Origin of the sequence: Leptotrichia sp. HMT-225 (genome assembly GCF_030644325.1) — a bacterium.
Lineage (GTDB): Bacteria > Fusobacteriota > Fusobacteriia > Fusobacteriales > Leptotrichiaceae > Leptotrichia > Leptotrichia massiliensis.
In genome coordinates this window covers 1,550,901-1,565,313 of sequence record NZ_CP130323.1, presented here as the reverse complement: position 1 = coordinate 1,565,313, position 14,413 = coordinate 1,550,901, and the positions used below count along the sequence as shown (strand labels likewise).

Annotated in this window: 19 protein-coding genes; 15 read left to right on the top strand and 4 right to left on the bottom strand. The window is 28.3% G+C overall.

The annotated features are described in order from the left end of the window. Positions 1-171 precede the first annotated feature (171 nt). The 15 genes from QU666_RS07685 to QU666_RS07615 all read left to right on the top strand — a co-directional run bounded on the left by QU666_RS07685 (position 172) and on the right by QU666_RS07615 (position 9,862). Positions 172-597 (top strand): hypothetical protein, encoded by a 426-nt coding sequence (locus QU666_RS07685; protein WP_051285791.1) that lies wholly within the window; start codon positions 172-174, stop codon positions 595-597. A 1-nt stretch (position 598) separates the two neighbouring features. Next, positions 599-814 (top strand): hypothetical protein, encoded by a 216-nt coding sequence (locus QU666_RS07680; protein WP_304984796.1) that lies wholly within the window; start codon positions 599-601, stop codon positions 812-814. Between the two features lie 8 nt (positions 815-822). Further along, positions 823-1,050, top strand: a complete 228-nt coding sequence (locus QU666_RS07675) for a hypothetical protein (protein WP_021768099.1) — start codon at positions 823-825, stop codon at positions 1,048-1,050. Positions 1,051-1,246: 196 nt separating this feature from the next. Next, a complete protein-coding gene (locus tag QU666_RS07670; protein ID WP_021768100.1) occupies positions 1,247-1,471 on the top strand; it encodes a hypothetical protein in 225 nt (74 codons plus the stop codon). Continuing rightward, positions 1,468-2,034: a hypothetical protein gene (locus QU666_RS07665; protein ID WP_021768101.1), complete on the top strand. Its 567-nt coding sequence runs from the start codon at positions 1,468-1,470 to the stop codon at positions 2,032-2,034. The genes QU666_RS07670 and QU666_RS07665 overlap by 4 nt, the downstream gene beginning before the upstream one ends. 150 nt (positions 2,035-2,184) lie before the next feature. Beyond that, on the top strand, positions 2,185-2,493 hold the full coding sequence (locus QU666_RS07660; protein ID WP_021768102.1) for a hypothetical protein: 309 nt from the start codon (positions 2,185-2,187) through the stop codon (positions 2,491-2,493). 36 nt (positions 2,494-2,529) lie between these two features. After that, complete coding sequence (locus QU666_RS07655; RefSeq protein ID WP_021768103.1) at positions 2,530-3,039, top strand: hypothetical protein; 510 nt, start codon at positions 2,530-2,532, stop codon at positions 3,037-3,039. Positions 3,040-3,121: 82 nt separating this feature from the next. Next, positions 3,122-3,583, top strand: a complete 462-nt coding sequence (locus QU666_RS07650; RefSeq protein WP_021768104.1) for a hypothetical protein — start codon at positions 3,122-3,124, stop codon at positions 3,581-3,583. Between the two features lie 895 nt (positions 3,584-4,478). Continuing rightward, complete coding sequence (locus tag QU666_RS07645) at positions 4,479-4,646, top strand: hypothetical protein (protein WP_021768105.1); 168 nt, start codon at positions 4,479-4,481, stop codon at positions 4,644-4,646. Then, on the top strand, positions 4,633-5,169 hold the full coding sequence (locus QU666_RS07640; protein WP_021768106.1) for a HEAT repeat domain-containing protein: 537 nt from the start codon (positions 4,633-4,635) through the stop codon (positions 5,167-5,169). The genes QU666_RS07645 and QU666_RS07640 overlap by 14 nt, the downstream gene beginning before the upstream one ends. Beyond that, positions 5,166-5,738 carry a DUF4291 domain-containing protein gene (locus QU666_RS07635; RefSeq protein WP_021768107.1) on the top strand — a complete coding sequence of 191 codons (573 nt, stop codon included), beginning with the start codon at positions 5,166-5,168 and terminating at the stop codon, positions 5,736-5,738. The genes QU666_RS07640 and QU666_RS07635 overlap by 4 nt, the downstream gene beginning before the upstream one ends. 270 nt (positions 5,739-6,008) lie before the next feature. Further along, positions 6,009-7,106: a 23S rRNA (adenine(2503)-C(2))-methyltransferase RlmN gene (gene rlmN / locus QU666_RS07630; RefSeq protein ID WP_021768108.1), complete on the top strand. Its 1,098-nt coding sequence runs from the start codon at positions 6,009-6,011 to the stop codon at positions 7,104-7,106. A 48-nt stretch (positions 7,107-7,154) separates the two neighbouring features. Next, a complete protein-coding gene (locus QU666_RS07625; RefSeq protein WP_036069725.1) occupies positions 7,155-9,200 on the top strand; it encodes a transglycosylase domain-containing protein in 2,046 nt (681 codons plus the stop codon). A gap of 145 nt (positions 9,201-9,345) precedes the next feature. Beyond that, positions 9,346-9,603 carry a type II toxin-antitoxin system Phd/YefM family antitoxin gene (locus QU666_RS07620; protein ID WP_021768110.1) on the top strand — a complete coding sequence of 86 codons (258 nt, stop codon included), beginning with the start codon at positions 9,346-9,348 and terminating at the stop codon, positions 9,601-9,603. 1 nt (position 9,604) lies between these two features. Beyond that, the gene (locus tag QU666_RS07615) at positions 9,605-9,862 is read left to right on the top strand and encodes a Txe/YoeB family addiction module toxin (RefSeq protein WP_021768111.1); all 258 of its coding nucleotides are present in this window, start codon (positions 9,605-9,607) and stop codon (positions 9,860-9,862) included. Between the two features lie 103 nt (positions 9,863-9,965). Here QU666_RS07615 and QU666_RS07610 read toward each other — a convergent pair whose 3' ends face one another. The 4 genes from QU666_RS07610 to QU666_RS07595 form a co-directional block, all read right to left on the bottom strand. Next, positions 9,966-11,348, bottom strand: a complete 1,383-nt coding sequence (locus QU666_RS07610) for an NCS2 family permease (RefSeq protein ID WP_021768112.1) — start codon at positions 11,346-11,348, stop codon at positions 9,966-9,968. Between the two features lie 49 nt (positions 11,349-11,397). Beyond that, positions 11,398-12,750 (bottom strand): hemolysin family protein, encoded by a 1,353-nt coding sequence (locus QU666_RS07605; protein WP_036069727.1) that lies wholly within the window; start codon positions 12,748-12,750, stop codon positions 11,398-11,400. 215 nt (positions 12,751-12,965) lie between these two features. Then, positions 12,966-13,439: a GNAT family N-acetyltransferase gene (locus tag QU666_RS07600; protein WP_036069747.1), complete on the bottom strand. Its 474-nt coding sequence runs from the start codon at positions 13,437-13,439 to the stop codon at positions 12,966-12,968. A gap of 285 nt (positions 13,440-13,724) precedes the next feature. After that, complete coding sequence (locus QU666_RS07595; protein WP_021768115.1) at positions 13,725-13,886, bottom strand: hypothetical protein; 162 nt, start codon at positions 13,884-13,886, stop codon at positions 13,725-13,727. Positions 13,887-14,413: the final 527 nt, after the last annotated feature.

Here is a 14,413-nt window from a genome sequence, read left to right as displayed (position 1 = left end):
GGTTATAAATTTATAAATTGAAAAAATATAAAAATATTGTAAAGCTGTATTAAAGTGAACTGGAGAAAAAGAATATGTTTTGGTATTGAAAAATGCTAGAATTAATGATATTAGAAAGTTGAAATGGCGTTTTTGGAGGAATATGTAGAAATTAAAAAGTGAGTGAAAGGGATGGTAAATGTGAAAGATGAAAATAATATGGAAATATTGGAGATTAACATTATTAATAATGGAAAAATAGAAAAAAATAAACTATTTTTATCAGAAATTGAAGATGAAATTAATTTAAAAATAGAAATTGAAAGAACAATATATTTTTCAAAAAGTGATAATATTTTTGATTCTGTTGTAGAATTACGAAAAAAATTAGAATTAAATAACATTTATTTACTTTGTAATGCTTCAGCTATTAATGTTTATCCTTCTGGAATGCAAAAAGAATTTGGAGGGACAAAGGCGTATAAATTACAAATGGGAAAACAAGCGGTTTTAGCTGATGTAGTAGATATTTTTGATTACGATAGTGAATTAAAAATTGGCAGTGTTAAGGAACAAGAAGAATTTTATGAAAATTGGTTAGAAAGTTTCAGAAAATAAAATGAAAAAAATTATTGTATTATTATTAATTATATTAGTTATATTAGTTATATTTCTTTATTTTAATAATTCAAGAGAAGTAAAAAAAGAAGGATTTTACTCAATTTCATTTTTTTATTCTGATAATAAAGAAAAAATTTTTGAAGTTGAAGATATTGAAATTGATTATTTTAAAAATATTATTATAAAGTTAAAAAAATTGGTGAAATTATTGTAAATGAAAGATTGGGAATTGATAGTTTAAAAGATGCCAAGTTTATTAATGTCAATAAAAAAGAATTTATTTATTCAATAGATAAAGAAATAACCGATATTTTAGGTTCAAAAAATGAAAAATATAAAATTACCACATCTATCTATATGGAAAAAGGATTTGATTTAGAGTTTGTAATAGAAAATGAAGGTAAAGTAGCTACAATAAAAAAAGAAATTTCAGTTGCTTATAATGAATAATAATTAATATTTTTTATTAATGATTATTCCATATATGAAATTTATTATAGAACAATAGGTCAAGAGCATTATGATATATTAAAAAATACAGGTAATTTAAAAGGAACAGGAGAAACGTCAATATCACCTAATTTAGGATTTACAGATAGTTATGATGGTATTCAACTGAAATTTTATACAAAGCAAGGAACTATAAATGGTAAGAGCAAATGAAGGAAGTAGTCTTAGACAACAATATCCAAATATGCCAAAAACATACTCAGGATGGGGATTAAAAAATGTCCAATTTAAACTAGAATCGAATGAATTTAATAGTCAACAAATAAATATCCAACTAGGAAAAGAAGGTGGGAAAGGATTAGAACTATTTAATAAGAACTTAAAAAAATATGAAGTGATAAAGGAGAATAATGTAAAATGAAATTTAGATATCAAAAAGAAGTAAATAATTTAGTTAAACTAATAGATGATTACTGGATAGAAAAAAAAATATCTAAAAAAGAATTGAATTTTAATTTTTCTTTTACAGATGAAAAAAAAGTAGAAATTATAAAAGAAGGATTTATGCAAGCAATTCAAGAAAAAAACTCAGATAAAATAGAGTATTTAATGGCTTCAATTGGAATATTCAAACTATTTCCAGTTTTTTCATATGATTTTGTTGATATTTTTTGTAAGTTATCAAAAAAAGAATGGCATAATGAACATGAAACAATAGCAACATTTTTTCAAGGAAGACGTTTACCACAAACGATAGATTGCATCTATGAATTAGCAATTTCAAATTTTGAAAAATATCAATGGGATGATAATTTTGCATTAGTGAGAAAATGTTGTTTTGCTTTAGGAGATATAAATACTCCTAAGGCGAAAAAAAAACTGGAACTATTGTTGCAAAGTGAAGAAGAGACTATAAGAGAACATGCAATGGAGCAGTTGAAGAGATGTGATTTTACAAATAAGGATATAGAACGAAGGGATTGAGTATGAAAAAAATATTTATGTAACACTAGATAACCAATTTAACTTTATAAAAGGTAGAAATTATTAGAAAGTGGTGAAGTAATTTATGAATATAGAAACCTATAAAGAAGCAAAAAAAATATTTTTACATTATAATGGAGTTATTTTCATATGCAAAGAGAACAATATCTTGAACAATATATGAAATTTAATATTTCAAAAAAAGAAGAAAGAAAATGGTTAAAAGAAAAAGTAGAGAAAATACTATCAAAAATAAGTGAAATGAAGAATATAAACTTAAAATATGATAAATACTGGGATATTCTATATATATTAACTAAAATTTTAGAAGATAATCATCTTTTAGATAAAACAATAAGTATGTTTGAAAAAGATTTAAAATATCTAGATATATTTTCAATTAGCATGATATTGGAAATGATGCCAAGTGACATTAAATCATTTCATAAACTGAAATAAAATTATAAAAGAAAATATTTTAAGGAGTACATTGTTATGAAAAGATATTTAATAAAAGAAATTCTTTTAGCAGATACATACGAAAGAATAGCTTTAGTAAAAAGATTATCAGATGATAAAGAAATATTTGTATATTTTTTATCACATGATGATTACGTAACAGATATAAAAGAAATAAAAAGTATAAAAAAAGGAGATATTTTAGAAGGAAGATTATTAATTGTTTTTGTATGTGAAAGTATGAAGATAAACAATAAAAAAAATGAACAAAGCTCACGTTCTTTTTCTTTTAAATCATCGGTTAATAAATCTAATAAAATATCATATGAACAACCTATAAAAAATTCATCTTATATTGAAGCAATAGTAGAAGTATATAGAGTAATAGATGAATATTCTATATATGTAAAATCAGATATTTCTGATAGAAAAATATTAATAGATTTTGAAAGTAGGGTAAGCTATAATAAAGGTGATATGATTTATGTAGAAGGAGAATTAAAAATAGACGATTTTAAAGTTATTAAGAACTCAAAAAAGGTGTAAAAGTAATAATATATGATGGGAAAATACAATCTATGATGCCTTTTAAAGTTCCAGTAAAATAAATTGAAGGACAGGAGAAAAAATGGAAAAATTTATAATAAAGAAAATAGAAGCGGATTTTGATGAAAGGTGGTTAAGGGTAAAAAAAATTGATGATGGAAAAGAATTTGGTATATATTTTATGGAATTTTCAGAAGATGTTTTTATGATGAACAATATAAGCATGAAAAGAAAGGTAGGAGACATAATAGAAGGAAATTTATTTATAGCATGGATAACAGAATTTAAAAGAACAAATGAAGAATTAATGTACGTACAAAAAAATGAATATTCTGGAATAGATGCAGTAGTAAAAATAACAGAAGTCATAAATGAGTTTACTTATTATGCAAAAAATTCCATTGTAGACAGAGATATAATTTTGGATATGGAAAAAGATATGGATTTAAAAAAAGGAGATAGGATCTATATAGAAGGAAGTTTACAGATAGAACTTGAAGAATACAAGGAAAGACTTGGATTATTAGAAGATTGGAAAAGATAATGCAATAATTTCTTTTCCTTTAGAATAAAGATTGGGTGTTTCTAAGGGAACATTTGAAAACTCACTGGAAGGATTTATGAACTTTACTGAATAAGCAGAAAGAGTAATTAAAGAAGCTAAGAAAAAGAAGAATGTAAGAAATGTAAATGGTAAATTATTTTACTATATTGATGGTGCTGACAAAATAAAAAAGGTGTCGCAGTTGTATTTGAAGATGGTAGACTTCAGTCAATGATGCCAAGTGATATTAAATCATTTCATAAACTGATGGAGAGTTACAGTATGTTACACCAGAAGCAGTTAACCAACGTCAAAAGACTGAAAATTTAGCAGTAAAGCTGCCAACGAATATATTGGTTAGCAGGGCGTTCAATGGCTTGGTATTAAAACAGTTTAAAATGAATAAAGCAGGAAATTCTAATGAAATACTGTAATTGAACCTTCAAAAAAAGCTTATACATTAAATTCATCAAAACCGAATTGGAATTTTAACTCAGAAATCTCAAAAACAGCAGTAAAAAATTCTGAGGGTAATTATACATTAGGTAGAGGTAATGAGTGGAGTTTACCTAAAACTAAAACACCATATGTAGAATTAGGAAACAAAGGGCAAGGATTAGTTTCTGTTCCAAGTTATAATGCTGTAACGAATGATTATAGCAGAAGTTATGATATATTTTATCGTTCAATTTCTGAAAAACATTATGATCGTTTATTAAAAAGTGGAAATTTACCACCAAGTGGCGAAACTAGTATTGCAGAAAAAGCAGAATATAGTGAAGAGTATACTGGAATAAATTTAGAATTTAAATTAAAACCTGGAACAGATAAGCAATTTGAAAAAATAGGTGTAAGGAATAATGATGGTGAAAAATTAATAAAAGAATATCCTAATATGAAGGAATCTTTTATTGGATGGAAAAAATATGGATATATACAATTTAAACAGGAAGGGAATCAAATAACTCGGAATTTAGGTGATGGGAAAGGATTAGATATATTTAATCAAAATATTAAAGAAATCAATTTTAGAAAGGAAATAATAAAAAATGGAAAAAAATAATCTTGAAAAATTGGAAAATTTGATGTGGAAAGAATATAAAAAACAAATAAGTTTTCAACAAGTACAAAAGGAATTTTTAAAAAATGATGATGAAAGAATAGAGTATATAAAAACAGAGTTGGAAAAAGCATATAATGAAAAAAATGGACACAGCGTAGATATTTTAATTTCAGCAATTTACATGTTCAAATTATACAGTGAAAAATTTGTTGATATTTTATGCAAATTAACAAAAGAAGAATGGCATGGAAAACACGAAGATATAGTGTTTTATCTTCAGAAAATGGAATTACCTTCTACAATAGACTGTATATATAATCTAGCAATTTCAAATTTTGAAAAATACCGTTGGGATGATAATTTTGCATTAGTAAGAAAATGCTGTTTTGCTTTAGGATATATAAATACTCCTAAGGCGAAAGAAAAATTGGAATTATTATTACAAAGTGATGAAGAAATGATAAGAGAACATGCAATGGAACAGCTGAACAGATGTGATTTTACAAATAAGGATGTCGAATGAAAGGAATAATTATGAAAAAAGAAGAGGAAAAAAATATTTATGCTGTATTTGATGATAAAACAATAAGAGTTTACCAGGCATATAATAATGAAATAGCAGATGAGGCTTTGAAGTTAGGAAGGTTTGGAAGTAAATTCAGCCTTACAAGAATGACCTGGATAAAGCCATCATTCTTATGGATGATGTACAGAAGCGGTTGGGCCAGTAAGCAAGCACAAGAAAGAATACTGGCAATTGACCTGAAAAGGGAAGGATTTGATGAAATAGTGAGAAATGCTGTACTTTCATCTTTTAGAGAAGTTTCTGATTTATCTAAGGAAGAATGGAAAGAAAAACTAGAAAATTCAGAAGTAAGATGTCAATGGGATCCTGACAGGGATATTTACGGTAATCCAATGGGAAGAAGAGCGATACAGTTAGGCATAAAGGGAGAAACAGTGAAAAAATATGTAAATGAGTGGATTGTAAATATAACGGATATAACTGATAAAGTTATTGAGATAAGGAACAGTATTCAAAATGGAACTTTTTCAGAAGTTATGCTTCCTGAAGAAAAAAAATATATTTAAAATTTGTAGCAAAAGGTAACAGCACCTGTTAAAAATAGTTAAATGATGAGAATGAAAACAATTGAAAATTGTATTAAAAGAGGCTTTTGGAATATAAAAATTAAAAATTAAGAAAAATGTTCAGAAATAGATTAAGTAAAATTAAATTTTGAGCATTTTTTTTATTTTGAAAATTCTATTTTTTATACTGTAATATTTTCGTAAAATATGGTATGATATAGGCAATGAAAATTGTAAAAATAAAAGGAGGAAATTGAAAAAAATAAAATAATGGAACTAAATAATAATGAAATGACAAGTATAAATACAATTGAGAAAATTGATATTTTGGGGATGGATTTAGAGAGTTTGCAGGAGAAATTTGTTGAGATTGGTCTTAAAAAGTTTAATGCGAGTCAAGTTTTTGACTGGCTGCATAATAAATTGGTATTTGATTTTGATGAGTTTTCTAATATTTCCAAAAAAGACAGAGAGATTTTGAAAGAGAGATTTTATGTGGCAAAGCTTGAATTTAAGACGCATCAAGTTTCAGAAGATGGGGATACTGAGAAATTTTTGTTTGAACTGAAGGATAGAAGGCTGATTGAAAGTGTGCTTATTTCTCATAAAAATCGGCATACGCTTTGTGTTTCTTCGCAAATTGGATGCCTTATTGGATGTGATTTTTGTGCAACAGCGACAATGACTTATGAAAGAAACTTGTCAATTTCTGAGATTTTACTGCAATACTATTATGTTCAGAAACATTTGCTGCAACGTGGAGAAAAACTTGGAAATGTAGTTTATATGGGAATGGGAGAGCCTTTTTTAAATTACGATGCTGTTCTTGGTTCAATTAATATGTTAAATTCTCCAAAAGGGCAAAATTTTTCAAAAAGGAATTTTACAATTTCTACAAGCGGAATTGTGAATGGAATAAAAAGATTTACAGAAAATGAGAATCAGATAAATTTGGCAATTTCGCTACATTCGGTAAAGGATGATGTGAGAAGCGAGATTATGCCAATAAATAAAAGATGGGGAGTAAAACAATTAAAAGAATCTCTTCTGGAGTATCAGAAACAAACTAAAAATCGTATTACATTTGAATATATCTTGATTGATGATTTGAATTGTGAGCCTGAAGATGCAAGGGAACTGGCTGGGTTCTTAAATTCATTTTCGTGTCTAGTAAACTTGATTCCTTACAATCCTGTTGGTGGAAAGCCATATAAAACTCCATCAAAACAAAAACAAAGGGAATTTTATAAATTATTGAAAGATAAAAATGTTAATGTAACGTTGCGGGAAACTAAAGGGCAGGACATTGCAGCGGCCTGCGGACAGTTGAAGGCAAAAAAACAAATGGATTCTGTACATAATATTTAAAAAATTTAGTTTAAGTAAATGTTGAAACAGTTACGAAAAGAGGTAGTAATGAAAAAGAATAAGAAAAAAGAGAAAGTGGCAAAACCTAGAAAAAAATTTAGTTTATTTTCATTTTTTTTCAAAGTTTTTGTATTTTTGTTTGTAATCGGAGTTGGAGCTGGAGCTTTTTTGGTTTATACAGTAAGCAAGGAAACACCTGTTGATTTAATTGATGGGTATGCACCTGTATCGCCTTCGGTAATTTATGACATTAATGGAAATCAGATAGATACGATAATGGTTCAAAATAGAGCGCCGATTGGAATTGGGGAAATCCCTTTGCATGTTCAAAATGCGTTTTTGGCAATTGAGGATAGAAAGTTTAGAACTCACCATGGATTTGATTTTATAAGAACAGCAAGAGCGGCGTTTTTGACAATTACAGGAAGACGGCGTGAAGGTGGAAGTACACTTACTCAGCAGCTTGCAAAAAATGCTTTTTTATCCCCAGAACAAACAATGACAAGAAAGATTAAAGAAGCGATTTTAGCAATAGAAATTGAGAGAAAATATACAAAAGACGAAATTCTGGAAAATTACTTGAATACAATTTATTTTGGGCAAGGAGCATACGGAATAAAAAATGCGGCAATAAAATATTTTAATAAAGAGCCAAAAAAATTATCCATTGCACAAGCGGCAATTTTAGCGAGTCTTCCTAAATCGCCAACAAAATATTCAAAAATAGAAAATGCACTGGAAAGACAGAAAATCGTACTTCATCAGATGAGAAACTTTGGGTTTATAACAGAGGAAGAATATGATGAAGCTGTTAAAGAAAAAATTACATTTGTAAATGGAAATATTAAAAGCCGTAATGAAGAAGAACAGATTTCAACTTCAAATGTGGCACCTGAATTTACAACAGTTGTATTAAGCGAAGTAAGAAAAATATTGAAAATACCTGAAGAAGATCAAAAATTCCTATTTGATGGTTATAAAATTTATGCAACAGTTGATTTAGATTTACAAAGGGCAGCTTATTCGGCATTTAACAATAACTATAACTTGAAGAGCCGAGCGAACTTAAATGGTGCATTGCTCTCTATTGATCCAAGCAATGGGTTTGTAAAAGCAATGGTTGGAGGAAAAAATTATAAAAAAGGTAATTTTAACCGTGCAATAAGTGCATTAAGACAGCCAGGATCATCTTACAAGCCAGTTGTTTATCTTGCGGCATTGCAAAAAAATATGGCGATGAACAGTGTTATGGAAGATTCCCCAGTAAAAATTGGAAACTGGAGTCCAAAGAATTATGATGGAGTTTTTAGAGACAGTATGACACTTGCTAAAGCGTTGGAAATTTCAAATAATATAATACCAGTAAAATTATTACAGCACGTTGGAATTAATGCTGCTGAAAAAGTGTGGCGAGATGCAGGAATTGTAGGAGGAGATTTTCCTAAAAACTATACATTGGCGCTTGGTTCAATTTCCACAAGACCAATAGATATGGCAATGTTTTACGCAGCACTTGCAAACGGAGGTTATCAGGTGGAACCTCAGTATATCTACAAAATTGAAAATAAATACGGTGAAGTTGTTTATGAAGCAAAACCAAAAATGAAAAAAGTTTACGATTCAAAAGATGTTGCAATCTTAACTTATATGCTTGAAAATGCTGTAAATTATGGAACTGGACAATCTGCAAAAGTATTTAAGGACGGACAGCTTATCCCAATGGCTGGAAAAACAGGAACAACTTCTGATTATGTTTCAGCGTGGTTTACAGGTTATACTCCAACTCTTGCGACTGTAGTATATGTTGGAAACGATGATAACAAGTCAATGGGAGTAGGAATGACCGGAGGAGCTGCGGCTGCACCAATTTGGAAAACTTATATGCAGACGGTAGTTGACTTGCCAAATTACAATGTTGGAGTTTTTGAATTTATAGATGATTATATTACAAGAAAAGATTTGACAACAAGAGATATTGATTTACAAATTGGATTACTGGACAGAGATGGAGTGAACAAGCGTACAGCATTGTTTAAGGCTGGAACAGAGCCAATTGAGTCGGAAGGTAAGTTTAGGAATGGGATCTTTTTCTAAAATTTTGTTATAAAAATTTAATATTTGAAACTACAAAAGATAGAGAATTAAAAATTAGTTCTCTATTTTTTTTGTAAATATAATTGACAATTTTCATTATATATTGTACAATAAATTGAACAAAGATTTAAAAGGAGTGAGAAATATGATAGCTACAAATTATTCTAATATTAGAAATAATTTTAAAAAGTATTGTGATAAGGCAACAAGAGATTATGAAACAATAATTGTAACTAGAAAAAATGATGAAAATGTGGTATTAATGAGTGAAGAAGAATACAATAATCTTATGGAAAATTTGTATATTATGTCTAATAAAGATTATTATAATGAATTATTGAAAAGCAAAAAGGAAGCAGAAACGGGGAAATTAGAAGTTCATGAGCTAATTGAGGAGGACTAAAGTGAATATTGTATGGACAAGTATAGCTTGGAAACAATATGTAGAAATGCAAGCTCAAGATAAAAAAGTTATAAAAAAGATAAATGAAATTATAAAAGATATTCAGAGAAATGGAAATGAAGGAATAGGTAAAGCAGAGGCTTTAAAGCATGAATTAAGTGGGTATTGGAGCAGAAGAATAACTGATAAGCACAGATTTATTTATAAATTGACTGAAAATGAAGTTATAATAATAGCTTGTGCTAATCATTACAAATAACTTTTTAAATTATTTTATGTAAAAGTAATAAAAAATATGATTTCAAATACAATTAATGTATAAGAGATCATATTTTTTGTTTATAAAAATTTATAAATTTTGATTAGGACATAAATAACAATTTAACTATAAATAATGCACCTAAAATAACCATTACCCATGAAACATGCCTTCTGTCTTCTTTTTTCGAGAATAAATTGTAAAATAGATTTATTAATACGTAAGATAAAATTCCTAGTGTTAATCCATCTCCGATACTATAAGTCAAAGCCATTGTTGTAATTGTAATGAAAGATGGAACACCTTCTAGAATATCGTGCAAGTCTATATTTTTAACTGAACTTAGCATTAAGTAACCAACGTAAATTAAGGCTGGAGCTGTAGCACATCCTGGTATTGAAATAAATATTGGTGAAAAAAACATTGATATTAAGAATAGGAAACCTGTCGTAATAGCAGTCCATCCTGTTCTTCCTCCTGCGATAACTCCTGTTGAGCTTTCTACATACGTTGTAACTGTTGAAACTCCAAGTGCGGCACCGGCTGTAGTTGCGATTGCATCTGCCATTAAAGCACGTCCTACGTTTGGTACGTTTCCATTTTCATCTAGCATATCTGCTTTTGAGCATACCCCTATCAATGTTCCGACAGTATCAAAGAAATCTACAAAGAGAAATGTACAAACTATAACAAATAAATTTCCAAATGTTTTAAAATCTGTAAATAGCTTAAAGTCTAATTTTCCCATAACAGGCATCATTGATTCATATTTAAAGACACCAGATGGCAAATAAATCCCTAATTCTTTTGCATGTGCAGGATTTATAAGAGCATATCCCCAAGCTAGAAGAGAACTTAAAACAATTCCATAAAGAATTGAGCCACGTACATTCTTTTTATCTAAAATTGCTATTAAAATTAATCCAATAAATGAAATAATAACGGCTGGAGAAAAATGCCCCATACTAACTTTTGTTGATTCATTTAAAACAATTAGTCCACTTCCTGAAAAACCGACAAATGCAATAAATACTCCGATTCCCCCAGTAACAGCGTGTTTCATATTTTCTGGAATGGAATTTACTACGGCTTCACGCACTTTAAAGAGCGTTAAGAAGATAAAGATAATTCCCTCACAAAATACTGCAGTCAGAGCAGTTTGCCAGCTAATACCGCCTTTTAGTACAACTGTAAATGCAAAAAATGCGTTTAATCCCATACCTGAAGCAAGGGCAAAAGGCAAGTTTGCGATAAGGCCCATAAGAAAACAGCCAAGTGCAGCGGAAAAACAAGTAGCTGTAACTAATGCACCTGCATCCATTCCTGTTTGTGATAAAATGTTTGGATTTACAGCAATTATGTACGCCATTGTAAGAAATGTTGTAATCCCTGCCATAATTTCCTTTTTCATATTGACATTTTCATTTGCTAGAAGCGGGAAAAGTCGTTTAAGCCCGCCTGTTTGTTGAACATTAGTGATGCCCATTTTGATTAATCAACTCCATTTCTATGTATTATTTATGTTGTTAGAAATATTATTCATCTTCATTCGATTTATTTTTAGCCTTTTCATCTTCTGTTTTATCTTTGTCAAAAGTCATAACAACTTTTTCAATTTTTTTATTTCTAACTCGCTGTGGCTTGAATACAACACCATTAATTGTAATTGGCTCAATATTTTCATTGTCTTCAGGAATATATCCTAAATTTTCAATTAAAATTCCACTCAAAGTGTCATAATATTTTGATTCAAGTTCAAAGTTAAAGTTATCATTCAAGTCATTTAACGAAACTTCTCCGCTAATTAAATATTTATTTCGTGACAATTGACGGATTGACAAGTCTTCATCATCAAATTCATCGGCAATATTTCCCATAACTTCTTCAATCAAGTCTTCAAGCGTAACAATTCCCGAAAAACCTCCGTATTCATCAATCAGTATAGTAATGTGCTTTTTCTCCAGCTGCATTTCGTTAAATAGTTCATTTACATTTTTTGTTTCAGGAACAAAATACGCTTCTTGCAGCAAATCAGCAACTTTTATGTTATCAAACCCTTTTTTGTAGGCTTCCATCATCAAGTCCTTGGTTAATAGCACACCAACAATATTGTCAGCTTCATTTTCATAAACAGGAATACGTGAATATTTTCCAATTTCCTTATTTTCAAAAAGTTCATGAATTGAGATATTTTTATCAATCAAAAATACTTTTGTTCTCGGAATCATTATTTCTCGTGCAATTTTTTCATCAAATTCAATAATATTTTCAATCATTTCCTGTTCAGCTTCATTTATAACACCGTGTTCCTTACCAACTTCCACAAGCGAACGCAGTTCCTCTTTAGAAACTTTTTCTTCAATATTGTCTTCTTTCATTTTCAAAATTGTAAGAACAAAATTTGTAGAAAATGTCAAAAATTTTACAAATGGAGAAAATAACCTTGAAATAAATACAACAACTCCGACTGATGATAAAGCAATCTTTTCTGAATTTCTAAGTGCAATTCTCTTTGGAATCAGTTCCCCAAAAACAAGAGTGATGTATGATAACAAAAAAGTTATTAAAATCATTGAAATTTGATTACTGTACGGAATATTCAAAGGTTGCAATGCACCAGATAAATATTGGGATAAACCAGTCGCTGCCGATGCTGATGCAAAAAAACCTGCCAAAGTAATCCCAACTTGAATAGTAGACAGGAATTTACTAGGTTCCTGCAGTAAATTGTCAAGTAAAATTGCTTTTTTATTTCCATCTTCAATTAATATTTTTAATTTATTTTTGTTTAACGAAACAATCGCCATTTCCGCACTCGAAAAGAAAGCGTTAATTCCCGTTAAAATTATTATTATTACAATCTGTAATAATAAACTGCCCTCAGACATTTTATTTTTCCTCCTAAATTTTTTAAATTTACTAACTTTTATAGTAACAAATTTTAAAACTGAATTTAAAAAATGTAACCATTTATTCAAACTCTAACTTTTTATTTTGTATTAATTTAAAGAGTTTAAGCATATTATAGCATATTTTTAAAAAATTTTAAAATTTTAATCTTAAATCTGTTTAATAGCTCATCTATATATTAAATAATAGAAAATTACAAAATTTCTTCAAAAACATACTTCTGAACTTTCATTCCTAATCTTTCATAAAATCTAACAGCTCCAGTATTCTTAGCCCAAGCATCCAATGTTAAATTGTAACAGCCTTCTTTTTTTGCAAAATCCAAAGCAAAATCGTATAATTTCTTTCCGATATTCTGCCCACGAGTGCTTTCATCAACACAAAGATCATCAATAAATAATGTCTTTATATCAGTTAGAATATTATGATTTGTTTGTTGCTCAAAAATACAGAAAATATATCCGATTACGTTATCATTTTCATCAGTTGCTACGAATATTGGCTTATTTGAATCATTTAACATTTCTGCTAATTCTTTTGCTGTGTATTTTTTTCCATTTGCCTTGAAAATGTCTGGACGACCTTCATGATGAACTAATAAAATTTGTTCCAGTAAATTTTCTATTTTTGGAATATCTTTTTCTTGTGCTAGTCTAATCTCTTTCATTGTAATAATTTTTCCTTTCATTTACATTTTTTTTTAATATTATTTCCTATTTAAATAGTGAATGTTTAATAAATTTTGAATTATATATCTTATCAAGGAATTAAAACTTCTTGTTCTTAAAATAGTTTCTATTTTTTAAATAGGGTTTAATAATGAAAACTCCATCAGTTTATTAAAATTTAAAAATTAGATATAATTTTATAATTATTTAATCAAAAGAAAAAGAGCAAGAATACATTCTCCTGAACGAGAAGCCTTACCCTTCTTATATAAATTCATCATTTCTTATTTTGTATCTTCGCAATAAAAATTACCATAACGGTCTCTGTAACATTTCTCTCCTCTTTCAGCTGCTTCTCTCTCTGCTTCTCTCCATTCATTTGGATTAAGCAGTTCACAACTAGAGATAGTCATAGCCAATATAACCAGCATAATAATCTTTTTCATAAATATTCATCTCCTTTTATATTGTCTTATCTAAGTTGAATATGTATTTCATTTTTTGTATTAATTAATTGTGTTCTTTTTATATTTTAATTATACAATATTTCAAGTTAAAATGCAATTTTTTTATATTTCTTCAAAAAATTTAATAGAAAATAAAATTATATCTAATACTAAATTCTATTTAAATAACGAATGTTTAATAAATTTTGAATTATATATCTTATTCAAGGAATTAAAACTTCTTGTTCTTAAAATAGTTTCTATTTTCTAAATAGGGTTTAATTAGGTTGTTTTATTTAATAATATCTTTTACTGCTTGCTCTGCTTTTTCTTTTTTTCGCAGGATTGCTCATTGCCGCAAATCCTGCACCTATGGCTAGACTACGACTTTTATTTGCCCAACTCCGAAACTCCTCCTTACAGTCGTCAAACAGTCGTAGTTGAACAAATAAAAGCTCCGTCGATTTATTAAATAATTATATTTTAATTATTACTCCTTTATTTATTGGAAAAGTTTGTAATAAAGA

What these genes read in the sequence shown, in the direction of transcription:
- QU666_RS07685 (WP_051285791.1), top strand. Translation starts at nt 172, where the DNA reads ATGGTAAATGTGAAAGATGAAAATAATATGGAAATATTGGAGATTAAC.
- QU666_RS07680 (WP_304984796.1), top strand. Translation starts at nt 599, where the DNA reads ATGAAAAAAATTATTGTATTATTATTAATTATATTAGTTATATTAGTT.
- QU666_RS07670 (WP_021768100.1), top strand. Translation starts at nt 1,247, where the DNA reads ATGGTAAGAGCAAATGAAGGAAGTAGTCTTAGACAACAATATCCAAAT.
- QU666_RS07665 (WP_021768101.1), top strand. Translation starts at nt 1,468, where the DNA reads ATGAAATTTAGATATCAAAAAGAAGTAAATAATTTAGTTAAACTAATA.
- QU666_RS07660 (WP_021768102.1), top strand. Translation starts at nt 2,185, where the DNA reads ATGCAAAGAGAACAATATCTTGAACAATATATGAAATTTAATATTTCA.
- QU666_RS07655 (WP_021768103.1), top strand. Translation starts at nt 2,530, where the DNA reads ATGAAAAGATATTTAATAAAAGAAATTCTTTTAGCAGATACATACGAA.
- QU666_RS07650 (WP_021768104.1), top strand. Translation starts at nt 3,122, where the DNA reads ATGGAAAAATTTATAATAAAGAAAATAGAAGCGGATTTTGATGAAAGG.
- QU666_RS07645 (WP_021768105.1), top strand. Translation starts at nt 4,479, where the DNA reads ATGAAGGAATCTTTTATTGGATGGAAAAAATATGGATATATACAATTT.
- QU666_RS07640 (WP_021768106.1), top strand. Translation starts at nt 4,633, where the DNA reads ATGGAAAAAAATAATCTTGAAAAATTGGAAAATTTGATGTGGAAAGAA.
- QU666_RS07635 (WP_021768107.1), top strand. Translation starts at nt 5,166, where the DNA reads ATGAAAGGAATAATTATGAAAAAAGAAGAGGAAAAAAATATTTATGCT.
- rlmN (WP_021768108.1), top strand. Translation starts at nt 6,009, where the DNA reads ATGGAACTAAATAATAATGAAATGACAAGTATAAATACAATTGAGAAA.
- QU666_RS07625 (WP_036069725.1), top strand. Translation starts at nt 7,155, where the DNA reads ATGAAAAAGAATAAGAAAAAAGAGAAAGTGGCAAAACCTAGAAAAAAA.
- QU666_RS07620 (WP_021768110.1), top strand. Translation starts at nt 9,346, where the DNA reads ATGATAGCTACAAATTATTCTAATATTAGAAATAATTTTAAAAAGTAT.
- QU666_RS07610 (WP_021768112.1), bottom strand. Translation starts at nt 11,348, where the DNA reads ATGGGCATCACTAATGTTCAACAAACAGGCGGGCTTAAACGACTTTTC.
- QU666_RS07605 (WP_036069727.1), bottom strand. Translation starts at nt 12,750, where the DNA reads ATGTCTGAGGGCAGTTTATTATTACAGATTGTAATAATAATAATTTTA.
- QU666_RS07600 (WP_036069747.1), bottom strand. Translation starts at nt 13,439, where the DNA reads ATGAAAGAGATTAGACTAGCACAAGAAAAAGATATTCCAAAAATAGAA.
- QU666_RS07595 (WP_021768115.1), bottom strand. Translation starts at nt 13,886, where the DNA reads ATGAAAAAGATTATTATGCTGGTTATATTGGCTATGACTATCTCTAGT.